This window comes from Candidatus Clostridium radicumherbarum (assembly GCF_045310525.1).
Classification (GTDB): Bacteria; Bacillota; Clostridia; order Clostridiales; family Clostridiaceae; genus Clostridium_AT; species Clostridium_AT radicumherbarum.
The window spans coordinates 130015-156249 of sequence record NZ_JBJHZY010000005.1 but is presented as its reverse complement, the minus strand read 5'-3'; the positions used below and the strand labels follow the sequence as shown (position 1 = coordinate 156249).

18 protein-coding genes and 1 riboswitch are annotated in these 26235 nt (G+C 33.1%); of the genes, 8 read left to right on the top strand and 10 right to left on the bottom strand.

Annotation, left to right across the window (positions count from 1 at the left end):
* Nucleotides 1-27 precede the first annotated feature (27 nt).
* Complete coding sequence (locus tag ACJDUH_RS18340) at nucleotides 28-3063, top strand: leucine-rich repeat protein (RefSeq protein WP_406766668.1); 3036 nt, start codon at nucleotides 28-30, stop codon at nucleotides 3061-3063.
* A 493-nt stretch (nucleotides 3064-3556) separates the two neighbouring features.
* Nucleotides 3557-3640, top strand: a riboswitch (cyclic di-GMP riboswitch).
* 30 nt (nucleotides 3641-3670) lie between these two features.
* Nucleotides 3671-6745: an Ig-like domain-containing protein gene (locus tag ACJDUH_RS18335; protein WP_406766667.1), complete on the top strand. Its 3075-nt coding sequence runs from the start codon at nucleotides 3671-3673 to the stop codon at nucleotides 6743-6745.
* Nucleotides 6746-6852: 107 nt separating this feature from the next.
* On the opposite strand, the gene ACJDUH_RS18330 is transcribed toward ACJDUH_RS18335, so the two are convergent.
* Together ACJDUH_RS18330 and murQ are read right to left on the bottom strand one after the other, a co-directional pair.
* A complete protein-coding gene (locus ACJDUH_RS18330) occupies nucleotides 6853-7689 on the bottom strand; it encodes a MurR/RpiR family transcriptional regulator (protein WP_406766666.1) in 837 nt (278 codons plus the stop codon).
* 85 nt (nucleotides 7690-7774) lie between these two features.
* Entirely contained in the window at nucleotides 7775-8683 is a 909-nt protein-coding gene (gene murQ, locus ACJDUH_RS18325) for an N-acetylmuramic acid 6-phosphate etherase (protein WP_479723061.1), read from the bottom strand.
* A 454-nt stretch (nucleotides 8684-9137) separates the two neighbouring features.
* On the opposite strand from murQ, the gene ACJDUH_RS18320 reads away from it, so the two are divergent.
* The 3 genes from ACJDUH_RS18320 to ACJDUH_RS18310 all read left to right on the top strand — a co-directional run bounded on the left by ACJDUH_RS18320 (nucleotide 9138) and on the right by ACJDUH_RS18310 (nucleotide 13335).
* Entirely contained in the window at nucleotides 9138-10565 is a 1428-nt protein-coding gene (locus ACJDUH_RS18320) for a PTS transporter subunit EIIC (protein WP_406766665.1), read from the top strand.
* Nucleotides 10566-10595: 30 nt separating this feature from the next.
* Nucleotides 10596-11642: a MupG family TIM beta-alpha barrel fold protein gene (locus ACJDUH_RS18315; protein ID WP_406766664.1), complete on the top strand. Its 1047-nt coding sequence runs from the start codon at nucleotides 10596-10598 to the stop codon at nucleotides 11640-11642.
* 199 nt (nucleotides 11643-11841) lie between these two features.
* Nucleotides 11842-13335, top strand: coding sequence for a WD40/YVTN/BNR-like repeat-containing protein (locus ACJDUH_RS18310; protein WP_406766663.1), 1494 nt, complete (start codon nucleotides 11842-11844; stop codon nucleotides 13333-13335).
* Between the two features lie 95 nt (nucleotides 13336-13430).
* Here the strand turns inward: ACJDUH_RS18310 and ACJDUH_RS18305 are convergent, their stop codons facing one another.
* Both ACJDUH_RS18305 and ACJDUH_RS18300 read right to left on the bottom strand, forming a co-directional pair.
* On the bottom strand, nucleotides 13431-14258 hold the full coding sequence (locus ACJDUH_RS18305; RefSeq protein WP_406766662.1) for a methyl-accepting chemotaxis protein: 828 nt from the start codon (nucleotides 14256-14258) through the stop codon (nucleotides 13431-13433).
* Between the two features lie 54 nt (nucleotides 14259-14312).
* Nucleotides 14313-15290, bottom strand: a complete 978-nt coding sequence (locus ACJDUH_RS18300) for a Gfo/Idh/MocA family protein (protein ID WP_406766661.1) — start codon at nucleotides 15288-15290, stop codon at nucleotides 14313-14315.
* 269 nt (nucleotides 15291-15559) lie between these two features.
* Between ACJDUH_RS18300 and ACJDUH_RS18295 the strand changes: the two genes are divergently transcribed.
* The 3 genes from ACJDUH_RS18295 to ACJDUH_RS18285 all read left to right on the top strand — a co-directional run bounded on the left by ACJDUH_RS18295 (nucleotide 15560) and on the right by ACJDUH_RS18285 (nucleotide 18620).
* On the top strand, nucleotides 15560-16438 hold the full coding sequence (locus ACJDUH_RS18295; RefSeq protein WP_406766660.1) for an aldose 1-epimerase family protein: 879 nt from the start codon (nucleotides 15560-15562) through the stop codon (nucleotides 16436-16438).
* Between the two features lie 39 nt (nucleotides 16439-16477).
* Nucleotides 16478-17620 carry a glycerate kinase family protein gene (locus tag ACJDUH_RS18290; RefSeq protein WP_406766659.1) on the top strand — a complete coding sequence of 381 codons (1143 nt, stop codon included), beginning with the start codon at nucleotides 16478-16480 and terminating at the stop codon, nucleotides 17618-17620.
* A 244-nt stretch (nucleotides 17621-17864) separates the two neighbouring features.
* Nucleotides 17865-18620, top strand: a complete 756-nt coding sequence (locus ACJDUH_RS18285) for an exodeoxyribonuclease III (RefSeq protein WP_406766658.1) — start codon at nucleotides 17865-17867, stop codon at nucleotides 18618-18620.
* Between the two features lie 141 nt (nucleotides 18621-18761).
* On the opposite strand, the gene lplA (ACJDUH_RS18280) is transcribed toward ACJDUH_RS18285, so the two are convergent.
* The 6 genes from lplA (ACJDUH_RS18280) to ACJDUH_RS18255 all read right to left on the bottom strand — a co-directional run bounded on the left by lplA (ACJDUH_RS18280) (nucleotide 18762) and on the right by ACJDUH_RS18255 (nucleotide 26230).
* Nucleotides 18762-19742, bottom strand: coding sequence for a lipoate--protein ligase (gene lplA, locus ACJDUH_RS18280; protein WP_406766657.1), 981 nt, complete (start codon nucleotides 19740-19742; stop codon nucleotides 18762-18764).
* Complete coding sequence (gene lipA / locus ACJDUH_RS18275) at nucleotides 19730-20599, bottom strand: lipoyl synthase (protein WP_406766656.1); 870 nt, start codon at nucleotides 20597-20599, stop codon at nucleotides 19730-19732. The genes lplA (ACJDUH_RS18280) and lipA overlap by 13 nt, the downstream gene beginning before the upstream one ends.
* Before the next feature lie 50 nt (nucleotides 20600-20649).
* Nucleotides 20650-20886, bottom strand: coding sequence for a biotin/lipoyl-containing protein (locus ACJDUH_RS18270; RefSeq protein ID WP_406766655.1), 237 nt, complete (start codon nucleotides 20884-20886; stop codon nucleotides 20650-20652).
* 18 nt (nucleotides 20887-20904) lie between these two features.
* The gene (gene lplA, locus ACJDUH_RS18265) at nucleotides 20905-21867 is read right to left on the bottom strand and encodes a lipoate--protein ligase (protein ID WP_406766654.1); all 963 of its coding nucleotides are present in this window, start codon (nucleotides 21865-21867) and stop codon (nucleotides 20905-20907) included.
* Between the two features lie 272 nt (nucleotides 21868-22139).
* Nucleotides 22140-24011 (bottom strand): ABC transporter ATP-binding protein, encoded by a 1872-nt coding sequence (locus ACJDUH_RS18260; RefSeq protein ID WP_406766653.1) that lies wholly within the window; start codon nucleotides 24009-24011, stop codon nucleotides 22140-22142.
* Nucleotides 24008-26230 (bottom strand): ABC transporter ATP-binding protein, encoded by a 2223-nt coding sequence (locus ACJDUH_RS18255; protein ID WP_406766652.1) that lies wholly within the window; start codon nucleotides 26228-26230, stop codon nucleotides 24008-24010. The genes ACJDUH_RS18260 and ACJDUH_RS18255 overlap by 4 nt, the downstream gene beginning before the upstream one ends.
* Nucleotides 26231-26235: the final 5 nt, after the last annotated feature.

Below are 26235 nucleotides of genomic sequence, written 5' to 3'. Positions count from 1 at the left end.
AAATTCTTATTTAATAGGAGAATAGTTATGAATAATAGAAAAATGAAGATGTTATCATTAATGTTAGTTTTAACAATTTTAATTGTAAGCTTTAATTTCATGCCTGTTTTGGCAGCTACCACAGGCACAGATGCAAATGGCTTTACTTGGCAGTCTGATGATGGAGTAACATATTCTATAACAGGTTATAATGGTAGCGATACAAATATTACAATTCCTAGTTCCATAGATGGACATGCTGTTACGAGTATTGGGAATAATGCTTTTAATGGAAATAATGATATTAGATACCAGTCATTAACCAGTGTAACAATTCCAAATACTGTTACAAGTATAGGCGGTTTTGCATTTTATTATTGCTCCTCTCTTGTAAACATATCAATACCGGATAGTGTAACAAGCATAGGAGATAGTGCATTTGCATATTGTACTTCCATTACCAATATAAAACTTCCAGCTAACCTTAGTAGTATAGGGAATTCTACCTTTCAAGACTTAAAAGCATTAACTGGAATTACTATTCCAAATAGTGTTAAAAGTATTGGAAGTTATGCTTTTTTAGAGAACTTTTCTCTTACTAATATAACAATTCCAAATAGTGTAACCTACATTGGAGAAGGCGCCTTTAAGGACTGTAAGAATCTTAAAACTGCTGAAATGCCTGATAGTGTAATAAGTGTAGGAAACTATTTGTTTTATAATGATCAACTTTTATCAAATGTAAGACTACCAAATAATCTTACAAATACCGGAGATTCTATATTTTACAATAACTTCTCTCTTACAGGTGTTACTCTTCCAAGTAGTCTAACGAATATTGGAAACAGTGCATTTGAAAATTGTACAGCTCTTACAAATATAACAATTCCAAAGGGCGTGGTGAGAATTGGATATCGCGCTTTCGAAATGTGTAAAGTCCTCCAAAACGTAACAATTCCAAACACTGTTAAGATCATAGATTTTAATGCTTTTGCTCATAATTATGCATTTACAAATATAGTAATTCCAGATAGTGTTACAAGTATTGGAGATTACGCATTTTATTATTGTACTTCTTTAACTGAAATAACAATTCCGAAAAGCGTTACTAGTATTGGATTTTTAACATTCGACAGCGTTAATTCAAATTTTAAGATAAAGGGGTTTGAAGGTTCTTATGCTCAGGTATATGCAGGTAGTAACTCCATAACATTCGTAGAACTGCCTACAGCAAATTATACTGTATCATTTAACAGTGAAGGTGGAAGTGTTGTAGGAAGTGTACAAGCAGATAATGATACTTTAATAACAGCACCAATAGAACCTACAAAAGCAGGATATACCTTCGCTGGTTGGTATAAAGAGGCTGAATACGTAAATGCTTGGAACTTTGGAACAGATAAAGTAACAGCAGATATTACATTGTTTGCAAAATGGACAGCTGACCAGGTAATAGAACAGCCTACATCAAATTATACTGTAACATTTGACAGTGAAGGTGGAAGTTTTGTAGGAAGTGTACAAGCAGAAAACGATACTTTAATAACAGCGCCAACAGAACCTACAAAAGCAGGATATACCTTTGCTGGTTGGTATAAAGAGGCTGAATACGTAAATGCTTGGAACTTTGGAACAGATAAAGTAACAACAGATATTACATTGTATGCAAAATGGACAGCTGACCAGATAATAGAACAGCCTGCAATAAATTATACTGTAACATTTGACAGTGAAGGTGGAAGTGCTGTAGGAAGTGTACAAGCAGATAATGATACTTTAATAACAGCACCAATAGAACCAACAAAATCAGGATATACCTTCGCTGGCTGGTATAAAGAGGCTGAATGCTTAAATGCATGGAACTTTGGAACTGATAAAGTAACAACAAATGTAACATTGTATGCAAAATGGACAGCTAAGCCAGTAACGGGGGTAAATTTAAATAAAACTACCGTAAACTTAAAAATAGGTGAATCAACAAGCCTTGAAGAAACAGTAAATCCCACAGATGTACTAAATAAAGATGTGACTTGGTCAAGCAGCAATACATCTGTAGCTATAGTTGATAATACAGGAAAAGTATCAGCCATAGGAAAAGGCGCAGCTACAATAACTGTTAAGACTATTGAAGGTGGATACATTGCTAACTGCATTGTTAACGTAGTTGATAGAAATATAGAAGTTTTATCATTAATAGGAAGCAGCAGATATGATACAGCTGTCAAGTTAAGTCAAAGTCAATTTAGTACTACAGATACTATAATAATTGTAAATGGAGGAGCTATGGCAGATGGATTAGGGGCTACACCACTAGCTAAATACAAGAATGCTCCACTGCTACTGACAGAAACAAACTCTCTTACGGATTCAACTATAAATGAGATAAAGAGATTAAAAGCTAAGAAAGCTATTATAGTAGGGGGAACTGGTGTAGTTAGTGATAATGTAAAATTTGAGATTCAAGCTTTAGGATTAACTGTTGAAAGAATCAGTGGAAGTGATAGATATAGTACATCTTTAGAGGTTGCAAAATATATAGACAAGAATTGTTATAATGTAAGCAAAATAGTTATAAGCAATGGCTATGGTGAAGCTGATGCTTTATCCATTGCACCTGCTGCAGGTAGAGATAATATGCCTATAATATTGGTGGAAAAAGACAATATTTCAACAGCTACTTATAGCTGGCTAAGTTCAAAGAATATAGAGAATGCATACATTATAGGTGGCACTGGAGTAGTATCTAATAATGTACTTAATAGTATTGATGTAATTGTTTCCGGAGATATAAGAAATAACAGACTAGGTGGAAAAAATAGATTTGAAACAAACTCATTAGTTATAGATAAGTTTTATGGAAGCGTTATAGATAAGACTTATATAGCAAAGGGATATGAGCTTATAGATGCTTTATCAGCAGGATCAATTGCAGCAATTAATACTTCTCCAGTAGTACTGTCAGACAATGATTTAGATACGAGTCAAAAAGCAGTAATTGGTAAAAGATATGGTAATATTATAATAAGGACTGGTGGAGGGATTTCAAACACCGCTGTAGATTCATTAATACAATGTCTACAATAAAATAATATTTAAGTTTAAACTTGAAAATAAAGTGAATGTAGGAACACGTAAAAGGTATACAAAAATTCAAAAATAAAACGGGGAACCTCATTTATTAGTAGTTATGGAGAGTCTTACTACTAATAGATGAGGTTTTTAAACTATATTTACAATTAGATGTCCGTATTTGAAATATATTGTTGAAATTTATATTATTACAATTATTGAGAATTAATGGAATATTCAGTATAATTGTATTTAAAACAGCTTGACTTATATTATTTGGCTAGTTAGAGCCTCTACTATAGATTAGAAATCAACAAATTAGATAAAGGTTTGCTTTCTTTGTAGAAAATTATTATAAATTTATCTTGAGATTCTAATATTGTATAGCTTAGCAAGCTGAATGTAAATACAAGCTATGATATTACAAAGATGGAGGTGATTTTGCATAATATTAGACTTTTATCTCTAATACTGCTGATAAGAAACTAATGCTCGTGTAGGAAGTTTCTTAAATTAGGGGAGCTGAGAAGTGCGGTCTGTATCTGGACACTTGGGCCTCATGGAGCTAATAGTGTAACCTCCCCTCTTAAAAAACAAAATTATTTTAAGAGGAGAAAATTTTATGAACAAGAAAAAACTTATTTCAATTTTTACAGCCTTGGCAATGACCGCAAGTTTATATACACCTACCTTTGCTGCTAATGATAATCCACCACCACCAAATATTGAACTTGCTGCTTCTGAACAGAGTGGTAATGTTGTTAAGGCTGCTCAAGGAGCAACTGTGAATTTTTCTATCAAAGTGTCAATCCCAAGTGGTTATAATTTATCATCAACAGTAACGGTGAATACAAACTACCACATTACCAAATCAGGTACTCCTACGTCATCTGTACCTTCATCTGCTTTAACATTTAATACTAATACTGATACCACGCAAACTGTGGCTGCCACTGTAACTGTGGACAATGATGTACCTGTTGGAAATGTAGTTATTCCAATTACTGTAATAATTACTAATGCAAATCCCAATAGTGGTAAGGCTCAAATTGTTAATAATATAGTAGATATTTTTACTGTAAATGTCCAAGCAGGAGATACGACAGCGCCAGTAGTAACTATTTCAGCTCCAATAAACAATGGTTACTACAATGCAACAACATTACCAAATTCACCTATATATAGTGTTGATGAAGCAAATAAACACACTGAGGAAATTACTGGATGGGATACTACTGAAGGTACGCATACAGTTACCGTAACATCAACTGATGCCGCAGGTAATATAGGCAGTGCAAGTGCTATATATACAGTTGATAAAACTGCTCCAACAATATCAACTGCTATAGTTGATGGAGGAATTTATAATGCAGACACTCTGAAAGGTATAATTCAGAATGGTGGAGGAAAATACTATACTGTTCAAGATGCTAATCTTGACCCTAGCCAAGTATCTGCATCAGATTTAACTTATACAGAAGGGGATTATACAGCTACAATTACCGCTACAGATAAGGCTGGTAATTCTACAACCAAGAATATTAATTATACAATTGATAATACTGCACCATCTATATCCTTTAATTTTGATGATAATGGATTCTATAATTCTACATTTAAGGGTTTTAATCCATATTTTAATATTAAGGATGCACATCTTGACGAAAATTCTGTGAATGCACCTGCTCTTAATTTAGAAGAAGATAATCACAGTGTCACAGTGAGTGCGTCAGATTTAGCAGGAAACTCAAATAGTGCATCTGCTTCCTATACAGTGGATGATACTGCTCCAACTGTAACTATCAAACTGGACTCTGATAAGTTTTACAATAAAGCAGCCTTAGATACACTGGGAGATTACTACACAGCATATGATATCAATCTACTTAAAGTTGAGGCTTCTTCTTTGGAAAAGAGCACAGATGGTACACATTCAGCCACTGTAACTGCTGTAGACAAAGCAGGTAATATTACTATAAAGGCTAGCAGCTATACTGTAGACAATACTAAACCTGTAATTACATTTAATAAAGAGCTTGTAAATGGAGGGTTCTATAAATCAAGTGCATTAAAAGACATTAAGGATAGCTTCTTTACTGCAACAGATGCTCATTTAGATTTAAGTAGTGTTACTGTAGTGTCTTTAAATTTAACAGAAGGAACACATACGGTATCAGTATCAGCTAAAGACCTGGCAGGAAATGAGGAAACAAAAGATATTACTTACACTATCGATGACACCGCACCTGAAGTCAACTTTAATATTAAAGATGGAAGTTTCTTAACTACAAAGAGTTTAATTGAGCTTCTTGATGGAAAAAGCTATTATACTGCAACAGATAATATTGGAGTTGTAAGTCAAGTAGCAGACCAATTGCAAACTTCAGAGGGAAATTGGACATTAAGTGTAATAGCTAAGGATGCTGCAGGTAATGAAACTAAAAAAACTGTAACTTACACAGTAGATAATACACCTCCAGTTATTATTGCAAATTCCTTTGCTCATAAATACTATAAATCAACAGACCTACCGGAACTTGGTTTAACTGTTACTGACAATTTGGATTCAAATCCTAATTATAATACTCCTGAACTTTCAAGAGAAGCAGGGCTTCATAATTACACTATTACAGCAACAGATGCAGCTGGAAATAGCAGCGAAAAGGAAATCCAATATTTCATAGATGATACTAATCCAACTGTTACAATAAGTAATCCAGTAAATGGAATGTCCTATAAGTCAAATGAGTTGCCTGATTTAAAATACACAACAACTGATAATTCAGATTCTGGATTGGTCATAAAAGCTGATTCTTTAGATAAGACAGAAGGAATCCATACAATAACAGTTACTGCTACTGATGAAGCTGGAAACGTTGGAACAGCTAGTGTAACTTATACAGTTGATGATACACCTCCAGTTATTACTGGTGCACCAACTACTAGTCCAAATACTGCAAATTGGTACAATAGTGACGTAAAAGTTCATTTTACCGCTAGCGATGCTTTATCAGGAATTGCAAGTGTAACACCTGATCAGACAATATCAACTGAAGGTAGAAACAAGTCAGTAACAGGAACAGCAACTGATAAGGCTGGAAACAGTGCATCATATACTGTATCAGGAATAAACATAGACAAGACAGCACCTACTATAAATGTTGAAGATGGTGGTACCTACACACTTAATCAGGTTGTAGCATGGACTTCTTCTGATGAGTTATCAGGATTAGCTACACCATCCAGCGGAACAATTGATACAAGTAAAGTAGGCCTCAGAACTCAATTAATTATAGCTAGAGATAATGCAGGCAATACTATAGAAAAGACTATATCCTATACAGTTAAATATGCGTTTGGTGGAATACTTCAGCCAATTAATCCAAATGGTACTAGTTTATTTAAGCTAGGTAGTACAGTACCGGTGAAATTCCAATTGAAGGATGCTACTGGAAACTATGTTTCAACTGCAGCAGCTACATTATCAATTGCAAGAATGACCGATAGTGTTGCAGGGACTGATGAAGAGGTCGTTTCTACAAGTGCTGCAACTACTGGAAATGCATTTAGATATGATTCAACAGCTAATCAATATATATTTAATTTAAGCACTAAGAATTTAGAAAAAGGTACGTATAAATTAACTATTAACTTTGGTGGTTATACATCTGAACCAATACAAATAAGTCTCAAGTAATTAAATTAGAGATTTATTAAAGGCAATAGCATATAAAATAAAAAAAGCAGCCTCCAATTCACTGGTGGCTGCTTTTTTCCTATTTGAGTATTTAACTTTTGTGTTAATTAGAATCTCAATTTGTTTACCAATTGTCGTGAAGTCATTATATTTTTCTTGTGTTCATCTAATTTATCTGAAATTATACCTAAATATAATAAATCTGTTAAAATTAAAGACGAATTTCTTGATGAAACAGCGGCAAGTCTGAGATCCTTTTCTTGAGACGGTACATATAATACTAAATTTGAAAATTTCAATAGTGGACTTTTTATAAACTGTGTTATTGAAATTGTTGTTGCACCTTGATTTTTTGCCTGTTCCATTGCAATATTTATTTCTTTTGTGTTTCCGCTGTAGCTAACCGCAAGAGCAACATCCTCTTTAGAGATATAAGTTGTTGCTGCTAATTGCATATGGAAGTCGTTAAAAAACACTACATCAAAACCAACACGAGATAACTTTTGTGCTAAATCATAACAACAAATTCCAGAACTACCTAAACCGTATAAATAAATACGTCTGGCATTTTTCATAGCCTGAACTGCATCATTCAAGGTTTCAATTCTTAAAAGCTTGTATGTCTGATCTACAACAGAAGTATCAGATGACTTTGACTTTTTTACTATTGTCTTTAAAGAGTCGTTTTGACAAATTTTTTCGGAAAATAATGGAATTTCTTCGGTGTTATCCTTTGCAAGATCTATTTTTAATTCACTAAATCCGTTATATCCAAGTTTTTTTGAAAATCTTATAATTGCAGCTGGGGATGTATTTATTTTGGCAGCGATATCCTGAACAGAATCATACACTATTCCATTTACATTTTCTAAAATGTATTGTGAAATTTTTTCTTCAGTTTTTGTGAAATTATCACAGGATTTAATTTTATATAAACAGCTCATGAAATGACCTCACTTTAAGTTTCATTGATCAAAATTAATATGCCTATAATAATTGTACCAAATTTATTGATAAATTGCATAAGAATTAACCTTTTATTTTTCTAATAGCTTTTGAAATATTACCATTTTCTTTAGCTAAAATTTCACTGCAAACTTCTTTGCTATTCTTAGTTAAAACCATGCAAATTGCAACTTTAACATTATTATCACTTTCTAGTAAATATTTAGCGGCCTCATCTGTTGTACAATTTGAACTTTTAGCTATAATATTTATAGCTCGTGCCACTAATTTCTCATTTGTTGGTTGAACATCCACCATTAAATTGTGATAAACTTTACCTAACTTTACCATTAAAGAAGTAGAAATCATATTCAATATCATTTTTTGTGCAGTTCCAGCCTTCATTCTTGTACTGCCAGTTATAACTTCTGGCCCTGGTACAGCCTCAATTGATATATCAGCATGTTTACCAATTTCAGATGAATGTACACATGAAATAGTTCCAGTTAATGCACCAATTTCATGAGCATAATCAAGCCCACCAATTACGTAAGGGGTTCTACCGCTGGCAGCTAGTCCAATGACTACATCATTCTTATTTAGTTTAATATTTATTAAGTCCTCTTTGGCAAGTGAAGGTGAATCCTCAGCGCCCTCCTTAGCTTTTAAAAGTGCACTGAATCCACCAGCGATTAAACCTTGAACTAGACTAGGATCCACTCCAAAGGTTGGAGGACATTCGCTGGCATCTAAGACTCCAAGCCTACCACTAGTGCCAGCTCCCATATATATAATTCGACCTCCTAATAACATTCTTTCATAAGCAAGATCAACTAACCTTTCAATAAATGGAAGTACCTTTTCTACTGAATAAGCAACTTGTTTATCTTCATTATTAATTGTCTTTAGAATATCTTTAGTATCCATAATATCAATATTTACACTATTTTCATTAATTCTTTCTGTATCAAGAACATTTAAATCAACTTTCATTATAATCACTCCTTTGTAACTATATTATATAACTTTAAAATAAAATTTCAATATTATTTAAAATAATGTGTAATAAATCTTCAAAATAATTGTTGAATATTTGTCATATATTTTATTTTTATTAATAAACTTATTATTACAAGATACTTAAATAAATGGCTTAATTTTAATTGTGTAAACAAATACATAGAGCTAAAGTATAAATGGACTTTATATTTTATATTAACTTAATTTTGCTATAGCTTTAAAGTTCAGGGTTAAAAGAGAGATGAAATAATATTTTATCTATATAAACTATTTTTTGAAATATTATTGACATATAAATTGAACAAGCTATAATAAAGGTATACCAAATAAAAAATGCAAAGGTTATCAATAATAGTAGATAAGTAGCTTAGGAATTATTTTTAATAAGATTTTATTTCTACTATTATGATAGCGGAAAGGAGATATTATGGATTATAAAAGAATTGCTCAAGAAGTACTGAATTCTGTTGGTGGAAAGAGTAATGTTTCAGCTAATTTCACTTGCATGACAAGACTTAGAATCAGTCTTAAGGACACATCAAAGGTAAAGCTTGATGAAGTTAAGAAAATTGAAGGTGTATTAGGCGTAGTTGAATCTGATACACTACAAGTAGTTTTTGGACCAGGAAAGGTAAACAAAGTTGGAGCTGAATTTGCAGCACTTACAGGTATAGCACTTGGAACTTCTGATGAAGTAAATGCAGAAGATCTTGCTAGAGAAAATAAGGCGGCTAATAAGGCAAAACAAAACAATCCTGTTCAAGTTTTCTTAAGAAAAATCGCTAATATTTTCGTACCTTTATTACCAGGTATTATTGCAGCAGGTTTGATTAATGGTTTAACAAATGTTATAAATGTATCTACACATAACTCCATCAGTGGAATTTGGTGGTATGAATGTATAAGAACAATGGGATGGGCGCTATTTGCATACTTACCTATATTAGTTGGTATGAATGCAGCAAAGGAATTTAAAGGCTCACCAGTACTTGGAGCATTAGCAGGAGCTTTATCAATTGCAAATGTTGCTATGCCTCTTCTTTCTAAATACGGTGCAGGAAAATTACCAGTAAACCTTCCAATAACAAATGCAGTATTTAATCCAGCAGCAGGTGGATTATTAGCAGCTCTTATTGGTGGTATGTTCTTTGCATTAATAGAAAGACAAATTCGTAAAATTATGCCAGACATGCTTGATACCTTCTTTACACCATTACTAACAGTAATTATTGGTAGCTTGGTTGCATTACTAGTTCTTCAGCCAATTGGAGCAGGACTTACAAAAGGAATTTTCGGGTTATTAAGTTTCTTCTATAATAGCTTAGGAGTGGTTGGTGCATATGTATTATCTGCTGGGTTCTTACCACTAGTTGCAGTAGGATTACACCAAGCATTAACTCCAATACATGCAATGTTAAATGATCCAAATGGAGCTACAAAGGGAATAAACTATCTATTACCTATTCTTATGATGGCAGGTGGCGGACAGGTTGGTGCTGGTTTTGCATTATACCTTAAAACTAAGAATAAGAAATTAAAACAATTAACTAGAGACTCATTACCAGTTGGTATTTTAGGAATTGGTGAACCAATGATGTATGCAGTTACTCTTCCACTGGGAAAGCCATTTATTACTGCATGTTTAGGAGCAGGACTTGGCGGAATATTAGCACGTATATTTAATTTAGGAACTGTATCTCAAGGTGTATCAGGATTATTTGGATTATTAATAGTTCAACCAGGAAGTCAAATTTATTATATAATTGCTATGGTAGGAGCTTATATAGGTGGATTTGCATTAACTTATTTCTTTGGAGTTGATCATGATAGAATAGATGAGGTATATGGAAAATAGTTAGATTAACTTACGGAAAAAGGTGTTATTATGAATCAATTCGGAATATCACTATATCTTGGAACTGGATTTGGAAAAAATAAAGAAATAATTGAAAAGGCCCAAAGTAATAATGCTAAATATGCTTTTACCTCACTTCATATACCCGAAGAAAGCATAGAGGATTATGAAAAAGAGGTAAAAGCGTTATTAGATATTTGTAAAATAAACAATCTAAACTTAATTGTTGATGTAGGTCCAAGAACTTTGGGAAAGCTAGGCTTTAAAGACTTTAAGGAATTAAAGCAAACAAGTATAACTCATTTACGTTTAGATTATGGTTTTACCTATGAACAAATAATTGAGCTATCTAAAGACTTTAACATTGTATTCAATGCATCAACCCTTACAGAAGAGGATATAAAAGAATTAAAAAGACTTAATGGAGATTTTTCGAAATTTTTAGCGTGTCATAACTTCTATCCTAAGCCTTTAACTGGATTATCCTTAAAGAGGGTTTTGAAAATGAATCAAAGGCTAAAAAGTCTTGGAATAACTACAATGGCTTTTGTGGCAGGAAATAAAGAATTAAGAGGGCCACTTCATAGGGGTTTGCCTACAGTTGAAGAACATAGAAATGGTGATATACTATTTAATATTCTTCAATTAATAAAAGATTGTGAAACAGATATATGTATGATTGGTGATATAGACATTTCAGATGAAGACTGGAGAAAATTAAAAGAATTATCAGAAGGATATGTAGCTTTACATGCTGATATTAATGAAGAATATTCATTTGTGAAAGATACTATTCATCATGATAGACCAGATTCCAGTGAATATGTTATAAGGTCTCAGGAATCACGTGAGTTTAGTTCACAAGGAAAAATATTCAAAGCTGAATCTTTGAAAGAACGTAAAAAGGGTAGCATTTCCATAGGAAATTTTAATTATTTAAGATATTCAGGTGAACTAGAAATCGCAAGAATAGACCTTGAATCTGAGCCTAAAGTTAATATTATAGGTGAAGTTCATAATGAGGACATAAAGTATTTAGATTATATTACAGATGGTTTAGGCTTTAAATTAATATAGTTATATAAATAAGAAATCCATTCTTTTAATTAAGGATGGATTTCTTGTTTAAGACTTATATTAAGGTTATATAAAGCCTTAAATGATAGATTAATTTTAATAGCTGAAAGTTTGATGTATAATATAGTAAATATAATATTCAAGATAAATATTTATCTTGAAAAAATATAAAGAATTATTATGGGGTGTAGAGGTAGAAGTGAGAGTTAAAAAACAAATTACAAAATCAGGATTTATCTTATCATTAATAAGTTGGTCAATATTTATATTAGTATATTGGATTTCATTTTATGAAGCATATACCTTAAGTAGATTTGGAAGATTTAAGAATAATACAACTGTACTAATGGGATGTATGGTGTTTTTTTTGCTTTGGTTTATAATTCTAGTTATTAGAATTGTAAAAAAACCAGCAGCTGTAACTGAGCAAAATGAAGATGAATACAAGTTTTATTCACGCTGCAGGACTATATGGAATTTTGTAATTATACTAATTATAGTTATTATTACTTGCATTTATGGAGCAAAAATATATCATAATGCAATAAATTATAATGGAAAGCTATCATGGTACTTACATGATTTGAAGGATAAAAGAACTGTAGAGCTTGTTCATAACAATATATATGAAAGTGGTATAGAAGGCATATTTACAGATATCAATAAAAAAATTCAAATGCCTGAAAAATTATATATTTCAAGTAACTTTACCCTTAATTTTGATTCTAATGGAGCAATAACATCTTTTGATACTTTTCTTTACGGGAAGAATGATAAAGGTAAATTACAAAGCTATTTAATTAGCTATAACAGCAGTAAATCAAAAGATATAACTATTTATTTAAATGGGAATGTGAATGCAAATTATAGCAACGATAAACTTTTAGAACCTTTCATTAAGACAATGAAGGTTATTAAGCTTAAGGAAACTGTGAGCAATTGGACTAATGAAAAGTATGGTGTTCTTTATTCAGGTAAGCGGAGCTTTGGATACAACACTACAGGAATTGTTGATATCGATTCAAAGGGGAATGCAACTCCAGAGGTTAATGCCTATTCCGAGATAATAGGATATATTGTTTCTGTATATGTTCCAGGTAAAGAAAATAAAATTATTCCAGTTAGATACAATTTAATAGATAGCTTAAATAATAGTAAAGGTGTGGAGCCTGCACAGAGTAATAGCAATAGTTCTAATCAATATAAGAATAATGTTGATGAGTTTTATTTAACAAAGCAAGTAGGATTCCGATTAGAAGTAACGGGAGCTGCTTTAGGAAGCAGGGCTTATTCATTAACTGGTACAGTTGATGGGGGGCAGACCTTTAGCACAATAAATGAAGACCCTTTCTCAGGGATGCTTGGGTCTGCAGCTGGAATTACTTTTTTGAATGAAAAATTAGGATTTCTTTGCCTTTCTTACAGTGGTGGAATTAAGGGACAATTATTTCGGACAGAAGATGGAGGAAAATCCTATAAAAAAGTAAATTTTCCGGAAGTAAAAGCAGTATTAAGCAGTGGTGCGGAATATAATCCCTTCGATTTACCGGAAATGCCTTATGAGGAAGATGGAACCCTTAATATTCTTGTTGGACAAGGAGCAGATGGTGATTATAAGGGAGGCTGTAAAGCCTTGTATCAATCGACTGATAAGGGAATAACATGGAAATATGTAAAGGAAGTGAATAAATAAGTTAAGGTGGTGTTGAAAGTTACTTTTTAAGTAATCTTGCAGTACCACCTTTAAGTAATCCAGAAATAAATGGATTTTATATAATAATCACTAAATTACAATTCATCTGCCAATTTTCCTAAAAGTTTAGCAGTTGAATTCAGCTGTTCTATAGAAGAAGCCACATCCTGCAGAGCAACAGATTGTTTAGAGGAAACATCATCAGTATTGCCTACTTTATTATTAATTTTTTCAATAGAGGATGAAATGCTTTTAATAACATGATCTATTTTTCCTATATATTCATTAGAGGACTTGGATAATTTTCTAATTTCCTGCGCCACAATGTTAAAACCTTTACCGGAATCCCCTGCACGGGCTGCTTCTATAGAGGCATTTAAACCTAAAAGGTTTGTTTGAGTTGATATTCCCTTTATAAAACTTACTATATTATCTGTTTCATTAGCCATATCATTAGCAGTATTAGTTTCGTTTAGTATTTCGCTGTTCATGGCAGCCAACTCTTGAACGCTTGCAGAAATTTCATTTACTACTGACTCTATTTGTGATAATTCAGTAATTAACTCGTTAGTAATTCCAGTTACAGCTTTCTTTTTAGACAAGCTTTTTCCAATGGCTATGGAGCCAACAACAGCGTTTCCATCTTTTATAGGAATCATATAGGATTTGAAGGCAACTCCTAGGAAGTCCTCTGGAATAATTTTAATTTCATCTTTGCCTGATTCCATTGCATCTTTTACAAACTTTCCTGCTGCAGATCCCACTTGAATTTTGCCATCTATCTCTTTACTTCCTTGATAATATAATACTTTTTCTCTATCTGTCAGCATTATCTCAATGTCATTATCAAAAAAGATATTTATATAAGGAATGGCTGTATAAACACTTTTTAATACATCATTTGTTAAATCCTCTCTCAGCATTTTATATCCCCTTTTCAATAATTTAATATATTTATCGTGTTTTAGTAATGAAACTTAAATTGTTTGCTCTCCAGGATATATAACTCCCCATTCTTTCCTTAATGCATCCATTATCTGCATAACTTTTATAGATTCAGCATGAGGCATTTCATTACATTCCAATTTACCTTCTTTTATAGCTCTAATGGCAGCTCTCACCTCATATTCGTAGCCAGTAATCTGCTTTGGAGCTTCATAGCAGGCTAGTTCCTTACGATTAATATCATAAACCTTAATCCATTCATAATTATTAATATTCTCAGCAATAATAAAGCCTTTACTGCCGCTTATAATACCTTGACGATCTGTCAGCGACAGCATGGTACTTTGCAATACAGCCATTTTTCCATCCTTGTATACAAAAGTAATACTGTTTTGTGAATCTACACCTCTATCAGTTATAACTGCAGTTGAGGCAATGCTTTCAATATCACTTCCAAAGAACATTAGAGCAAAATTTATAGGGTACACTCCAAGGTCTAACAGGGCTCCTCCTGCTAAGGCAGGATCTACTAACCTTGGAACATGATTAATTACATAGCCAAGATTAGCCGTGAGCATACTAACCTTTCCTATAACCCCGCTTTCAATAATTTCATCTAAGGTTTGTCTAAGAGGCAGGTACCTAGTCCAGATTGCTTCAGTAAGAAGGAGATTCTTTTCTTTTGCAAGGTCAAACATTTCTATGGTCTGCTTTGCATTAATAGCAAAGGCTTTCTCACAAAGTACATGTTTTCCGTGGTTTAGACAGAGCTTTACATGTTCATAATGATGAGAATGAGGTGTTGCTACATATACGAGTTCCACCTCTGGATCTGACAGCATTTCCCCATAGGAACCATAGGCCTTAACAAAACCGAATTCCTTTGCAAAGTCTTCTGCCTTTCTAAAATCTCGAGAGGCTACAGCATAGCTTGTGACTTCTTCCATTTTATTTATTGTAGCTGCCATAGATCTTGCAATAGAACCAGCTCCTAAAATAGCCATTTTCATATAAATACTTCTCCCTTCAATGTTTTATTATTACTTATATTATAAATCTTTAGATTAGTTAAATAAATCTTGTGATGCTAAATTTTACATGAATTTTAAAAATAAGTTCGTAATATTGATAATGATAAATTACAAAAGGAAATTTTCTTATTAATAATGTTATAATAAAAGTATACTAGCTTAAAATAAATACAACTAAATAAGAAGATTTATTTAGTTCATAGTGATGAATTTTTAAGTAATAATAAGTATGCGGAAAGGATAAGAATATGAACTATAGTTTAGAAAATGCTCTTTTAAAAATTACCTTAAATGATCATGGTGCGGAGCTCCATAATATTAAGGGTAAAAAAGAAAACATAGAGTTTTTATGGAATGGTGACGAGGAGTATTGGAAGTATCATGCTCCAGTTTTATTTCCAATTGTGGGGAAAATGCTTAACAGTAAATATATTGTTGATGGAAATACCTATACCCTTCCTCAACATGGGCTTGCAAGAGTATCTGAATTTAAAAAGACCACTGAAACGGAGTCAAGTATAACCTTTAATCTGGATTATTCAGAGGAGACTTTAAAGGTATATCCATTTAGATTTTCTTTTGAAATAGAGTACACCTTAGACAATAATTCAATAATAATTAAATATAAAGTTATAAATAGAGATAATAAAAATATGCTATTTTCAATTGGTGCACATCCTGCTTTTATGTGTCCAATACTACCTAATGAGAGCTTAGAGGACTATTATTTTGAATTTAGTAAAAATGAAACTGCTTCAATTATGGAACTTTCAGAGCAGGGGTATTTTACTCACAAGGAATTTCCATATTTAAATGGTGAGAAAATAGTAGCTTTATCAAAAGAAGTATTTAAGAATGATGCCTTAGTTTTTCATAATTTAAATTCTCATATAATATATTTAAAAGCTAAGAATCATAATAAATTTGTAGAATTTGATTTCGAGAATTTTCCATATTTAGGTCTTTGGTCAAAACCAACTGGAGCACCCTTTGTATGTATAGAACCTTGGTTTGGTCATGCAGATTTTGAGGATTTCAATGGGGAATTAAAAGATAAGGAAGGCATAATTTCACTAGAGGAGAATAATGCCTTTACGTGTTGTTATAAAATTATAATCCATCAATAAAGAGAATTATCCTAGAGTCCTACATTTTGGAGGTTTACTATGAAGGAAAATGTAGTAATTGTATTGGCACCTGATTCATTTAAAGAAAGTATGACTGCAAAAGAAGCTTGTGAGGCCATGGAAAAAGGAATAAAAAAAGTAAATAAAAATATTACATGTGTCCATGTGCCAATGGCTGATGGGGGCGAGGGAACAATGCAGTCTCTTGTGGATGCTACTAATGGGAAGATATATACTGTAGAAGTGGTAGGGCCACTTGGGAATAATGTTGAAGCAACTTATGGTATCTTAGGTGATGGAGAAACGGGTATTTTAGAAATGGCAAGCGCTAGTGGAATACATTTAGTACCGAAGGAAAAGAGAAATCCATTAATAACTACCTCCTATGGAACGGGACAGCTTATAAAAGCATGTTTAGACCATGGAGTAAAAAAGCTATTAATAGGTATTGGAGGAAGTATAACCAATGATGGCGGAAGTGGTGTAGTTCAGGCATTAGGCGGAAAATTTATTGATCCAGAAGGAAATGAAATAGGTTTTGGCGGCGGAGAGCTTGGTAAAATTGCCAAAATCGATTTAAGTAACTTTGATAACAGATTAAAAGATGTAATTGTTGAAGTAGCTTGTGATGTGAATAATCCTCTTTGCGGAGAAGAGGGTGCGTCCAGGGTGTTTGGTCCTCAAAAGGGTGCCACTGAGGAAATGATAGAGGTTTTAGATAGAAATTTAAGGCATTATGCCTTTTTAATAAAAGCTGAAATGGGTAAAGATGTATTAGATGTACCAGGAGCAGGAGCTGCTGGTGGTCTAGGAGCAGGGCTTATGGCTTTTTTAAATGGAAAGCTTAAAAAAGGTATAGAAATGGTTATAGAGTACGCACAGCTTGAAGAAAAGATAAAATGTGCAGATATTGTTTGGACTGGAGAAGGAAGTATTGATTTTCAAACACAGTACGGAAAAACTCCAATAGGTGTTGCACAAGTTGCTAAAAAATACAATAAGCCAGTTATTGCTCTTGCAGGCAGAATTGGCGATGATGTAGAAGTTTTATATGATATGGGAATAGATTCAATCTTTTGTATTATGAAAGGTGTTTCCACATTAGATGAAGCACTTAAAAGTGGAAAAGAGAACATTGAGAATACTGCTGAGAATATTATTAGACTAATGTACTCAGTATAATATAAGTTTTATAAGAAAATCTCACAGGCAGGTATTGAGGTGTTTTTTTATAAGCCATTAACGATATGCTTAGTTATTTATAACTAAGCATATCGTTAATGGTTTATTTTTTTGGTCACAGTTTTTTATGAAAGTTATTTACACATCAATGGATATACTAGAATTTAGTAGATAATATAGTTATAATTAAATATAATGGCAGGAGTAAAATCTTACCTTAATTTTTTACATAGGAAGTGATGATATGAAACTTATATCTTGGAATGTAAATGGAATAAGAGCTGCTATGCAGAAGGGATTCTTAGATTATTTTAAAGAAGTAGATGCTGATATTTTTTGTATTCAAGAAACTAAGCTTCAAGCTGAGCAAATTAATCTTGAGCTAGAAGGTTATCATCAATATTGGAATTACGCTGAAAAAAAAGGGTATTCCGGTACTGCTATATTTAGTAAATTAAAGCCGCTTAATGTAAGTTATGGTCTTAATATTGAGGAGCATGATAAAGAAGGCAGAGTTATCACTCTTGAATTTCAGGACTTTTATATGATAACTGTGTATACTCCAAATTCTAAGGAGAAATTAGCAAGACTTGATTACAGAATGACTTGGGAGGACGCCTTTAGAAGCTACGTTATGGAGCTTGATAAGGTTAAGCCTGTAATTATTTGTGGAGACTTAAATGTTGCTCACAATGAAATAGATCTTAAAAATCCTAAGACTAACAGGCTAAATGCTGGATTCTCAGATGAGGAAAGAAGTAAATTTACTGAATTACTAGGCTCAGGCTTTATCGATACCTATCGCTATTTTTATCCGGAAAAAGAAGGAGCTTATTCCTGGTGGTCCTATAGATTTAGTGCTAGGGAAAAGAATGCAGGGTGGCGTATTGATTACTTCTGTGTTTCTAATATATTAAAAGATAAGCTTATAAATGCAGACATTCATGCCTCAGTACTGGGGTCGGATCACTGCCCAGTTGAACTTTCTATAGAAATATAAGCTAAAAGTTATCAACAATATATTGTGTATAATGTGAATAACAAGTACAAGATATTGATAGCAGGGGAGGCATCCTCTGCTTTTTATTTTAATAAAAAATGTGGCACAAGAAACGTTCTCATACCACATATCTATACCACACTAACTGATTATATCAAGTAATTCCTCGAAGCTGATATTATAAAAAGCGTTATCCAAATCAAGTTTTGATAAGGTTTCACCAATACTTTCCTTATTATAGCTTACGCCAATTAAGGCATTACATAGGGTAGAAATATCTATTAAGCCAAAGAAATCTCCATAGATGTTGCAGTTTTCAATAATTCCCTTATTTACATCCAGCTTAAATTCTATTTTTCCGCCTTTAAATCGTCCTGTTTTTGTTATATTAAACTTCGGTGAGGCCCCATAATTCCACTGCCAGCTTTCAAATTTTTCCCTAGCAATTTCCTCTATTCTAGTTAAATCCTCTTTAGTTAATTTATATTCCTTCTCTGAGCCATTCATAATACTTTTCACCATAAGCTTTTTGAAGCTTAATTCATCCATAGGCTCAGCTAAGTGATCAGAAATATTTGTTACCCTCTCACGAACAGATTTAATTCCCTTAGAAATAATTTTATAATCATCTACAGTTATACACCTAACCATTTGCTCGAAATCAGTATTGAAAAGCAGAGACCCGTGATGGAGGGTATAGCCATTACTCATACACTGAGCATTTCCCGAGAACTTCTTTCCTTCAATAACAAGATCATTTCTGCTGTTAAATTCAGCATGAACATCTATGTCATTTAAAGCCTTAAGTATTGGTTCAATATACTTTTCAAAATCTATCTGACTTGCAGAGCCCTTTGTTATAAAGCTGAACTGCCAGCCTCCCATATCTGTGTATATAGTTCCACCACCAGTTATTCTTCTTACTACATTTATCCCATGTTCTCTTACATAGCTTTCATTTATTTCCTCTAGAGTATTCTGATATTTTCCAAGCATCACCGTAGGTTCAGTTCTCCAAAATATAAATACACTGTCCTCTGGAAGCTGCTTTTCATAAATAAGGTAATATTCTAATGCAAAATTAAAATATGGATTTGTAGAATTGTTATCTATATAGAGCATCTTCCATCTCCTTCATAATTTAATGCCTCTTCTGCCCTATAGGAGCTTCTTACAAGAGGACTGCTTGCGATATATTTAAAGCCTTTTTCAATTCCTATTTTCCTGTATTCTTCAAATTTTTCAGGTGTAACATATTCCTTCAATTCAATATGATGCTTTGAGGGCTGTAGATACTGCCCAATTGTGAAAATATCACAGCCTGCCCTTAAACTGTCATCCATTAATTCATAGATTTCTTCATCTGTTTCTCCAAGGCCAACCATAATACCGGTTTTGGTATAGATGCTAGGTGCCTTGCTCTTTATATAACTGATAACCTTTAGAGACCTTTCATAATTAGCCTCAGGGCGAACCTTGCTATATAAGGATTTTACCGTCTCAATATTATGATTTATAACCTCTGGATTTGCCTTTATTATAATATCAAGGTTTTTAGCTTCTCCCTTAAGATCAGGAATAAGTACTTCAATAGTTGTATCAGGATTTAATTTTCTAACCTCATTTATAGTTTCAGCAAAGTGCTCAGCCCCGCCATCTGAGAGATCATCTCTTGTTACACTTGTAATAACAACATGCTTTAGCTTAAGCTCTTTCACGGCTTCAGCAAGATGCTTAGGCTCCATAGGGTCTACTGCCTGAGTGAAGCCCTTTGTCACATTGCAAAATCTGCAATGTCTTGTACAAACACTGCCTAAAATCATAAAGGTTGCAGTTCGATTTTTATAACACTCTCCTAGATTAGGGCAATTTGCTTCCTTACACACTGTATTTAATTTAAGATTTGCCATTAGGCTGCTTATCTCTTCCACAGCTTCCTTGTTATAATTCACCTTAAGCCAGCTAGGCTTCTTATCCATAGTTTTCCCCCTTATTAGTCCAAAACATTTAACAGCTAACTTTTTGCCTTTTAGCCTTCAATTACTGCAATTGTTTCTCCTACCTTTACTTCATCACCTTCTTCAAAGAAAGACTCCTTTAAAATCCCTTCTTCCATGGATTCAATTTCGCTTACAACCTTATCTGTTTCAACTTCAAAAATTATGTCACCTTTTTTTACTCTATCACCTATCTTAATATTCCAGCCTGCAAGAACTCCTTTTTCCATATTTTCACTCAGCTTTGGCATTTTAATTTCCTTTTTCATAATGTATACCTCCTAAATTTAGAAAAAGCATAGTGCTAATTCCTCTTTATTAATATTTTCAATGCTTTTAATAGCCTTAAATCTCTTTAATAGCACCTGATAATTATAGCAAGCACCCTGCAGAGCCTCCATAATATCAGTATTAGATATTTTGTTTACTGTAATTTCTGAGGATAGGATAATTCCCTTATCTACCTTTAATTTTACATAGATGTCCATATCTAAAAGCCTTGACTCTTTCTCATAGATAAACTTAGGCGAATTCCCGTAATTCCAAGCCCAAAGTACATATTTACTTTCTGCAAGTTCTCTTATTTCCACAAGTTCCTCATCTGTTAGATTAATCCTCTCAATGCCCTTTGGAAATAAAGCCTTAAGTAAAAGTTCTTCAAATTCCTCTATAGTCATGTTCTTATCCTTCATAAAGGACTTGATATTTGTAACTGGACTCTTTACTGATTTAACAGCTTTTGAAATTATTTTTCCCTCTGAGGGCTTTAAGATTTCATTAAGTCTAGATAAATCGCTGTTAAAAAGCAAGGTCCCATGATGAAGTATCCTACCACCTTTTATAGCCTCAGCACTTCCTGATATCTTTTTTTCTTCTATGGCAATATCGCAATCTCTTCTTTTTTCAGCTGGAATTCCAAGTGACCTTAAAGCTGAAATAACTGGATTTAAAAACTTATCATATTCTATAGATGGATCTTTTCCATGATGAGTTATGAAGGAGTAATTTAAGTTCCCAGTATCATGAAAAACCGTGCCGCCTCCGGTATTCCTTCTTGCCACCCGTACACCCATTTTTTCAGCTGTCAGTGTGTTGATCTCCTCATAGATATTCTGATGTTTTCCTAAAACTATACTGTTCTCATTTCTCCAAAGAAGTAAATAACTATCTTCTTTAAAGTTATTAAACACATATTCTTCAAGAGCAAGATTGAAGTAAACATCCTTATCTTTATTCTCTATATATTTCATTTTAAGTCTAACTCCTCTATTAAGAACATAATTTTTCCCCAAGGTACCACAAATTTAGTCCGTTTTTCTACAATTTTAAATTATCAAACAACATTATTATACATTATTTTTCATTAAATTGTTGAAATATTTATTCTTTTTCTTTTAATAAAAGTTCTGTCTTTAAGCATAGAAAATAGTAATGGCCCAGATAATAACTATCTGAGCCATTTAATTAGAAATTATTTGAATACTAAATTGAGGATATTGCCTCCTGCCACTTTGCTACACTATTAGCTAGCAATACTGCCTTCAAACTGACTGTTGTACAGGTTAGCATAGAAACCATTCTTTGCTAAGAGCTCTTCATGAGTACCTTGCTCAACAATGTCACCGTGATCCATTACAAGGATTAAATCTGCATCGCGGATTGTTGAAAGACGATGAGCTATAATAAAGCTGGTTCTATCTTTCATAAGGTTATTCATAGCCTTTTGAATTTGTACTTCTGTACGAGTATCAACTGAACTAGTAGCTTCGTCAAGTATTAATATCTTTGGATCAGCTAAAATTGCTCTTGCTATGGTAAGAAGCTGTTTTTGTCCCTGAGATACATTTGAAGCCTCTTCATTTAAAACCATGTTATAGCCATCTGGCAAGGTATGAACAAAGCCATCTACATGTGCTGCCCTAGCGGCTTGTTTTACTTCATCATCTGTAGCATTAAGTCTACCATATCTTATGTTTTCCATTATGCTTCCGTTGTAAAGCCATGTGTCTTGAAGCACCATACCAAACATGGAACGTAAATCATTACGTGAAAAGTCTCTTATATCGTGACCATCTACCATTATTGAACCACTGTTAACATCGTAGAAACGCATTAAGAGCTTAACCATAGTGGTTTTTCCTGCACCTGTAGGTCCAACAATAGCAACCCTTTGGCCTGGCTTAATTGTAGCAGAAAAATCATTAATTATGATCTTATCTGGGTTATATCCGAAATGAACATCCTTAAACTCAACACTGCCATTTACATGATCTAATTTAACAGGAGTTGAGGTTTCTGGAACTTCTTCTTCTTCAGCTAAGAATTCAAATACACGTTCAGCTGAAGCTGCTGTTTGTTGAAGAATATTAGATATATTTGCAATTTGTGAAATTGGCTGTGTAAAGGAACGAACATATTGAATGAAGGCTTGAATATCACCAACTTCAATAGATTTCTTTACAGCAAGCCAGCCTCCTAATATACATACTGCAACATAACCTAGATTGCCTACAAAGCCCATAAGAGGCATCATTATACTTGTAAGGAATTGAGATTTCCAAGCAACACCATAGAGTTTGTTATTGCCTTTATCAAATTCTTCGATACTCTTTTCTTCACCATTGAAGGCTTTCATTACTATATGGCCACCATACATCTCTTCAACATGACCGTTTAAATTTCCTAAGAAATCCTGCTGCTCTTTAAAATACTTTTGAGACTTATTAACAATAAACATAATTAGCATAAAGGATAAAGGTAGTATTGCAACTGCCACTAGTGTCATTATCCAGCTAATACTCAGCATCATGACTAAAACACCTATTACAGTTGTAACAGAAGTAATAATTTGACCTAAGCTTTGGTTAAGGGTCTGGCTTAAGGTATCTACATCGTTAGTAACACGGGACAATACTTCTCCGTGATTGGTACCGTCAAAATACTTAAGAGGCATACGATTTATTTTTTCTGAAATATCCTTTCTAAAACCATAGCTTACTTTCATAGATACGCTTGACATAATCCAACCTTGAATATAACTGAATAATGAGCTTATTACATAAAAGGCTATAAGTAATAGCATTATATTCTGGATATAGGTAAAATCTATTTCACCAGTTCCAGATATTTTAGCAATAACACCTTCAAACAATTTAGTAGTTGCCTTACCTAGAATTTTTGGGCCTACTATGGAGAAAACAGCACTGCCTATAGCAAATATAAGCACTATAAACATAGAAAATTTATAAACGCTTAGGTACTCAATAAGTTTTTTCATAGTACCCTTAAAATCTCTTGCCTTTTCACCCTTCATCATAGCCATTGGGCCACCGCCAGGACGACCTCCATGTCTTCCTTGAGGTCCATTTATTTTCGATTTGTTATTCTCACTCATGCCAATTCCTCCTTTGAAAGCTGTGATAAAGCAATTTCCTGATAAGTTTCACATGTTTTCATAAGTTCATTATGAGTACCTATTCCAACTATTTTACCTTCATCAAGTACTATTATCTGCTCAGCATTCTTAATGGTTGATATACGTTGCCCTACAATGAGAACTGTACTTGAGCCAGTTTCAGCTTTAAGTGCCTTTCTTAGCTTAGCATCAGTTTTAAAGTCAAGTGCTGAGAAACTGTCATCAAATATATAAATACTTGGTTTCTTTACAAGAGCACGAGCTATTGATAATCTCTGCTTTTGACCACCTGATACATTTGATCCGCCTTGTGAAATTTCACTATTAAAGCCTTCTGGCTTCTCATCAATAAATTCCATAGCTTGTGCAATTTCAGCAGCTTTTTTAATATCTTCTTCTGATGCATTTTCATCTGCATATTTTAAGTTGGACTCAATGGTTCCGCTAAACAATGAACCCTTTTGAGGTACATAGCCAATTTTATCTCTTAGGTCGTGTTGAGTAACTGTTCTTATATCTACTCCATCAATAAGGATTTCTCCATCAGTTACATCATAGAAACGTGGAATTAGATTAATAAGTGTAGTTTTACCTGAGCCTGTAGAACCTATAAAGGCAGTAGTTTCACCTGATTTAGTCTTGAAGCTTATATTCTTAATTACATCTTCCTCGGCACCAGGATATCTGAAGGATACATTGTTAAATTCCACAACGCCTTCTGATTTCTCAAACTTAACAGGTTTAATTGGATCTAGAATTGAAGGCTTTGTTTCTATAACCTCTGCAATTCTTTGACCTGAAACAGATGCTCTTGGAATCATAATGAACATAAAGGACATCATTAAGAAGGCAAATAGAATCTGCATAGCATACTGCATAAATGCCATCATATCACCAACCTGCATGCTGGAGTTTGCAATTTGATGTGCGCCTACCCATACAATAAGAAGGGTAACTCCGTTCATTATAAGCATCATGGCAGGGAACATTACTACCATTATTCTGTTTACAAATAAATTTGTGCTTGTAAGATCCTTATTAGCCTTATCAAATCTACCTTCTTCGAAACTCTCTGTGTTAAAGGCCCTAATAACCATCATTCCAGAAAGACTCTCACGAGTAACTAGATTTAATCTATCAACAAGCTTTTGAATAGCCTTGAATTTTGGAAGAGCTGCTGTAAATACACTTAATATTAGACCTAAAAGTACTACAACTGCTAAAGCTATTATCCAGGACATGGATTGGCTCTTATTTAAAGCCTTTAAAACGCCTCCTACACCTATGATTGGTGCATAAATTAACATTCTAATACCCATAACAATAAGTGTCTGAATCTGAGTAATATCATTTGTAGTTCTAGTTATAAGTGAAGCTGTTGAGAACTTATCAAACTCTGTATTTGAAAATCTTTCAACATTACTAAATACGGCTTTACGTAAGTTCCTTGATAATCCTGCAGCAGTTCTTGATGCAAGAAAGCCTACTATTATAACAGCAAGTGCACTTAGTAATGATAAACCAAGCATGTAAGCGCCTGTTTTAATTACATAATTGCTTTGGATTTTATCTGTATTCATTCCTAAAGCCTTATATTCATCCTTAAGCCCATTGGCAGCACCTTGAATAATCATTTTGTCACCTAAGGCAGTAAACTTCTTATCCATATCATCGGTTATTTTTGACTTTTGACTTTCAGGAAGCTTTGAAAATAATGCAAATAAATCAGTATTTGCAGGAAGCTTAGTTCCATTAAAATTAATTTCCCCGCCCTTGGCATCAGCCTTCATTTTGTCTATTCCTGAAACAGTTAGAATAGCTTTTCCGATTATTGGGTTCATTTTATCAATTTCTGATTGATTAACCTTATTAAGAACATAAATATCTTCATTTGCTAGAACAGGATACTTTTTAACATACTTATCATAATCTGTACTAGATTTATTAACCAAAGTATAATTGCTTAAAATTTCAGACTTATCATCTGAATTCATAAATATTTCTAGCTTATTCATCTCGCTTGCTCTAATTGCTTCTGGTACCGCATTTTCTATACCGCCCTGTTGTATGCCTATATTAACTATATTAGACATATAATCTGGCAGTGAAAGATCACACATAGCCTGAACAAATAACAGTACTATTGCGGCAAGAATGAGACCAATAAATGGTTTTAAATATTTTAATATTTTAGTCATTACTT

Excerpts from the sequence above, each read along its gene's own strand:
- ACJDUH_RS18340 (WP_406766668.1), top strand. The coding sequence starts at position 28 with ATGAATAATAGAAAAATGAAGATGTTATCATTAATGTTAGTTTTAACA.
- ACJDUH_RS18335 (WP_406766667.1), top strand. The coding sequence starts at position 3,671 with ATGAACAAGAAAAAACTTATTTCAATTTTTACAGCCTTGGCAATGACC.
- ACJDUH_RS18330 (WP_406766666.1), bottom strand. The coding sequence starts at position 7,689 with ATGAGCTGTTTATATAAAATTAAATCCTGTGATAATTTCACAAAAACT.
- murQ (WP_479723061.1), bottom strand. The coding sequence starts at position 8,683 with ATGAAAGTTGATTTAAATGTTCTTGATACAGAAAGAATTAATGAAAAT.
- ACJDUH_RS18320 (WP_406766665.1), top strand. The coding sequence starts at position 9,138 with ATGGATTATAAAAGAATTGCTCAAGAAGTACTGAATTCTGTTGGTGGA.
- ACJDUH_RS18315 (WP_406766664.1), top strand. The coding sequence starts at position 10,596 with ATGAATCAATTCGGAATATCACTATATCTTGGAACTGGATTTGGAAAA.
- ACJDUH_RS18305 (WP_406766662.1), bottom strand. The coding sequence starts at position 14,258 with ATGCTGAGAGAGGATTTAACAAATGATGTATTAAAAAGTGTTTATACA.
- ACJDUH_RS18300 (WP_406766661.1), bottom strand. The coding sequence starts at position 15,290 with ATGAAAATGGCTATTTTAGGAGCTGGTTCTATTGCAAGATCTATGGCA.
- ACJDUH_RS18295 (WP_406766660.1), top strand. The coding sequence starts at position 15,560 with ATGAACTATAGTTTAGAAAATGCTCTTTTAAAAATTACCTTAAATGAT.
- ACJDUH_RS18290 (WP_406766659.1), top strand. The coding sequence starts at position 16,478 with ATGAAGGAAAATGTAGTAATTGTATTGGCACCTGATTCATTTAAAGAA.
- ACJDUH_RS18285 (WP_406766658.1), top strand. The coding sequence starts at position 17,865 with ATGAAACTTATATCTTGGAATGTAAATGGAATAAGAGCTGCTATGCAG.
- lplA (WP_406766657.1), bottom strand. The coding sequence starts at position 19,742 with ATGCTCTATATAGATAACAATTCTACAAATCCATATTTTAATTTTGCA.
- lipA (WP_406766656.1), bottom strand. The coding sequence starts at position 20,599 with ATGGATAAGAAGCCTAGCTGGCTTAAGGTGAATTATAACAAGGAAGCT.
- ACJDUH_RS18270 (WP_406766655.1), bottom strand. The coding sequence starts at position 20,886 with ATGAAAAAGGAAATTAAAATGCCAAAGCTGAGTGAAAATATGGAAAAA.
- lplA (WP_406766654.1), bottom strand. The coding sequence starts at position 21,867 with ATGAAATATATAGAGAATAAAGATAAGGATGTTTACTTCAATCTTGCT.
- ACJDUH_RS18260 (WP_406766653.1), bottom strand. The coding sequence starts at position 24,011 with ATGAGTGAGAATAACAAATCGAAAATAAATGGACCTCAAGGAAGACAT.
- ACJDUH_RS18255 (WP_406766652.1), bottom strand. The coding sequence starts at position 26,230 with ATGACTAAAATATTAAAATATTTAAAACCATTTATTGGTCTCATTCTT.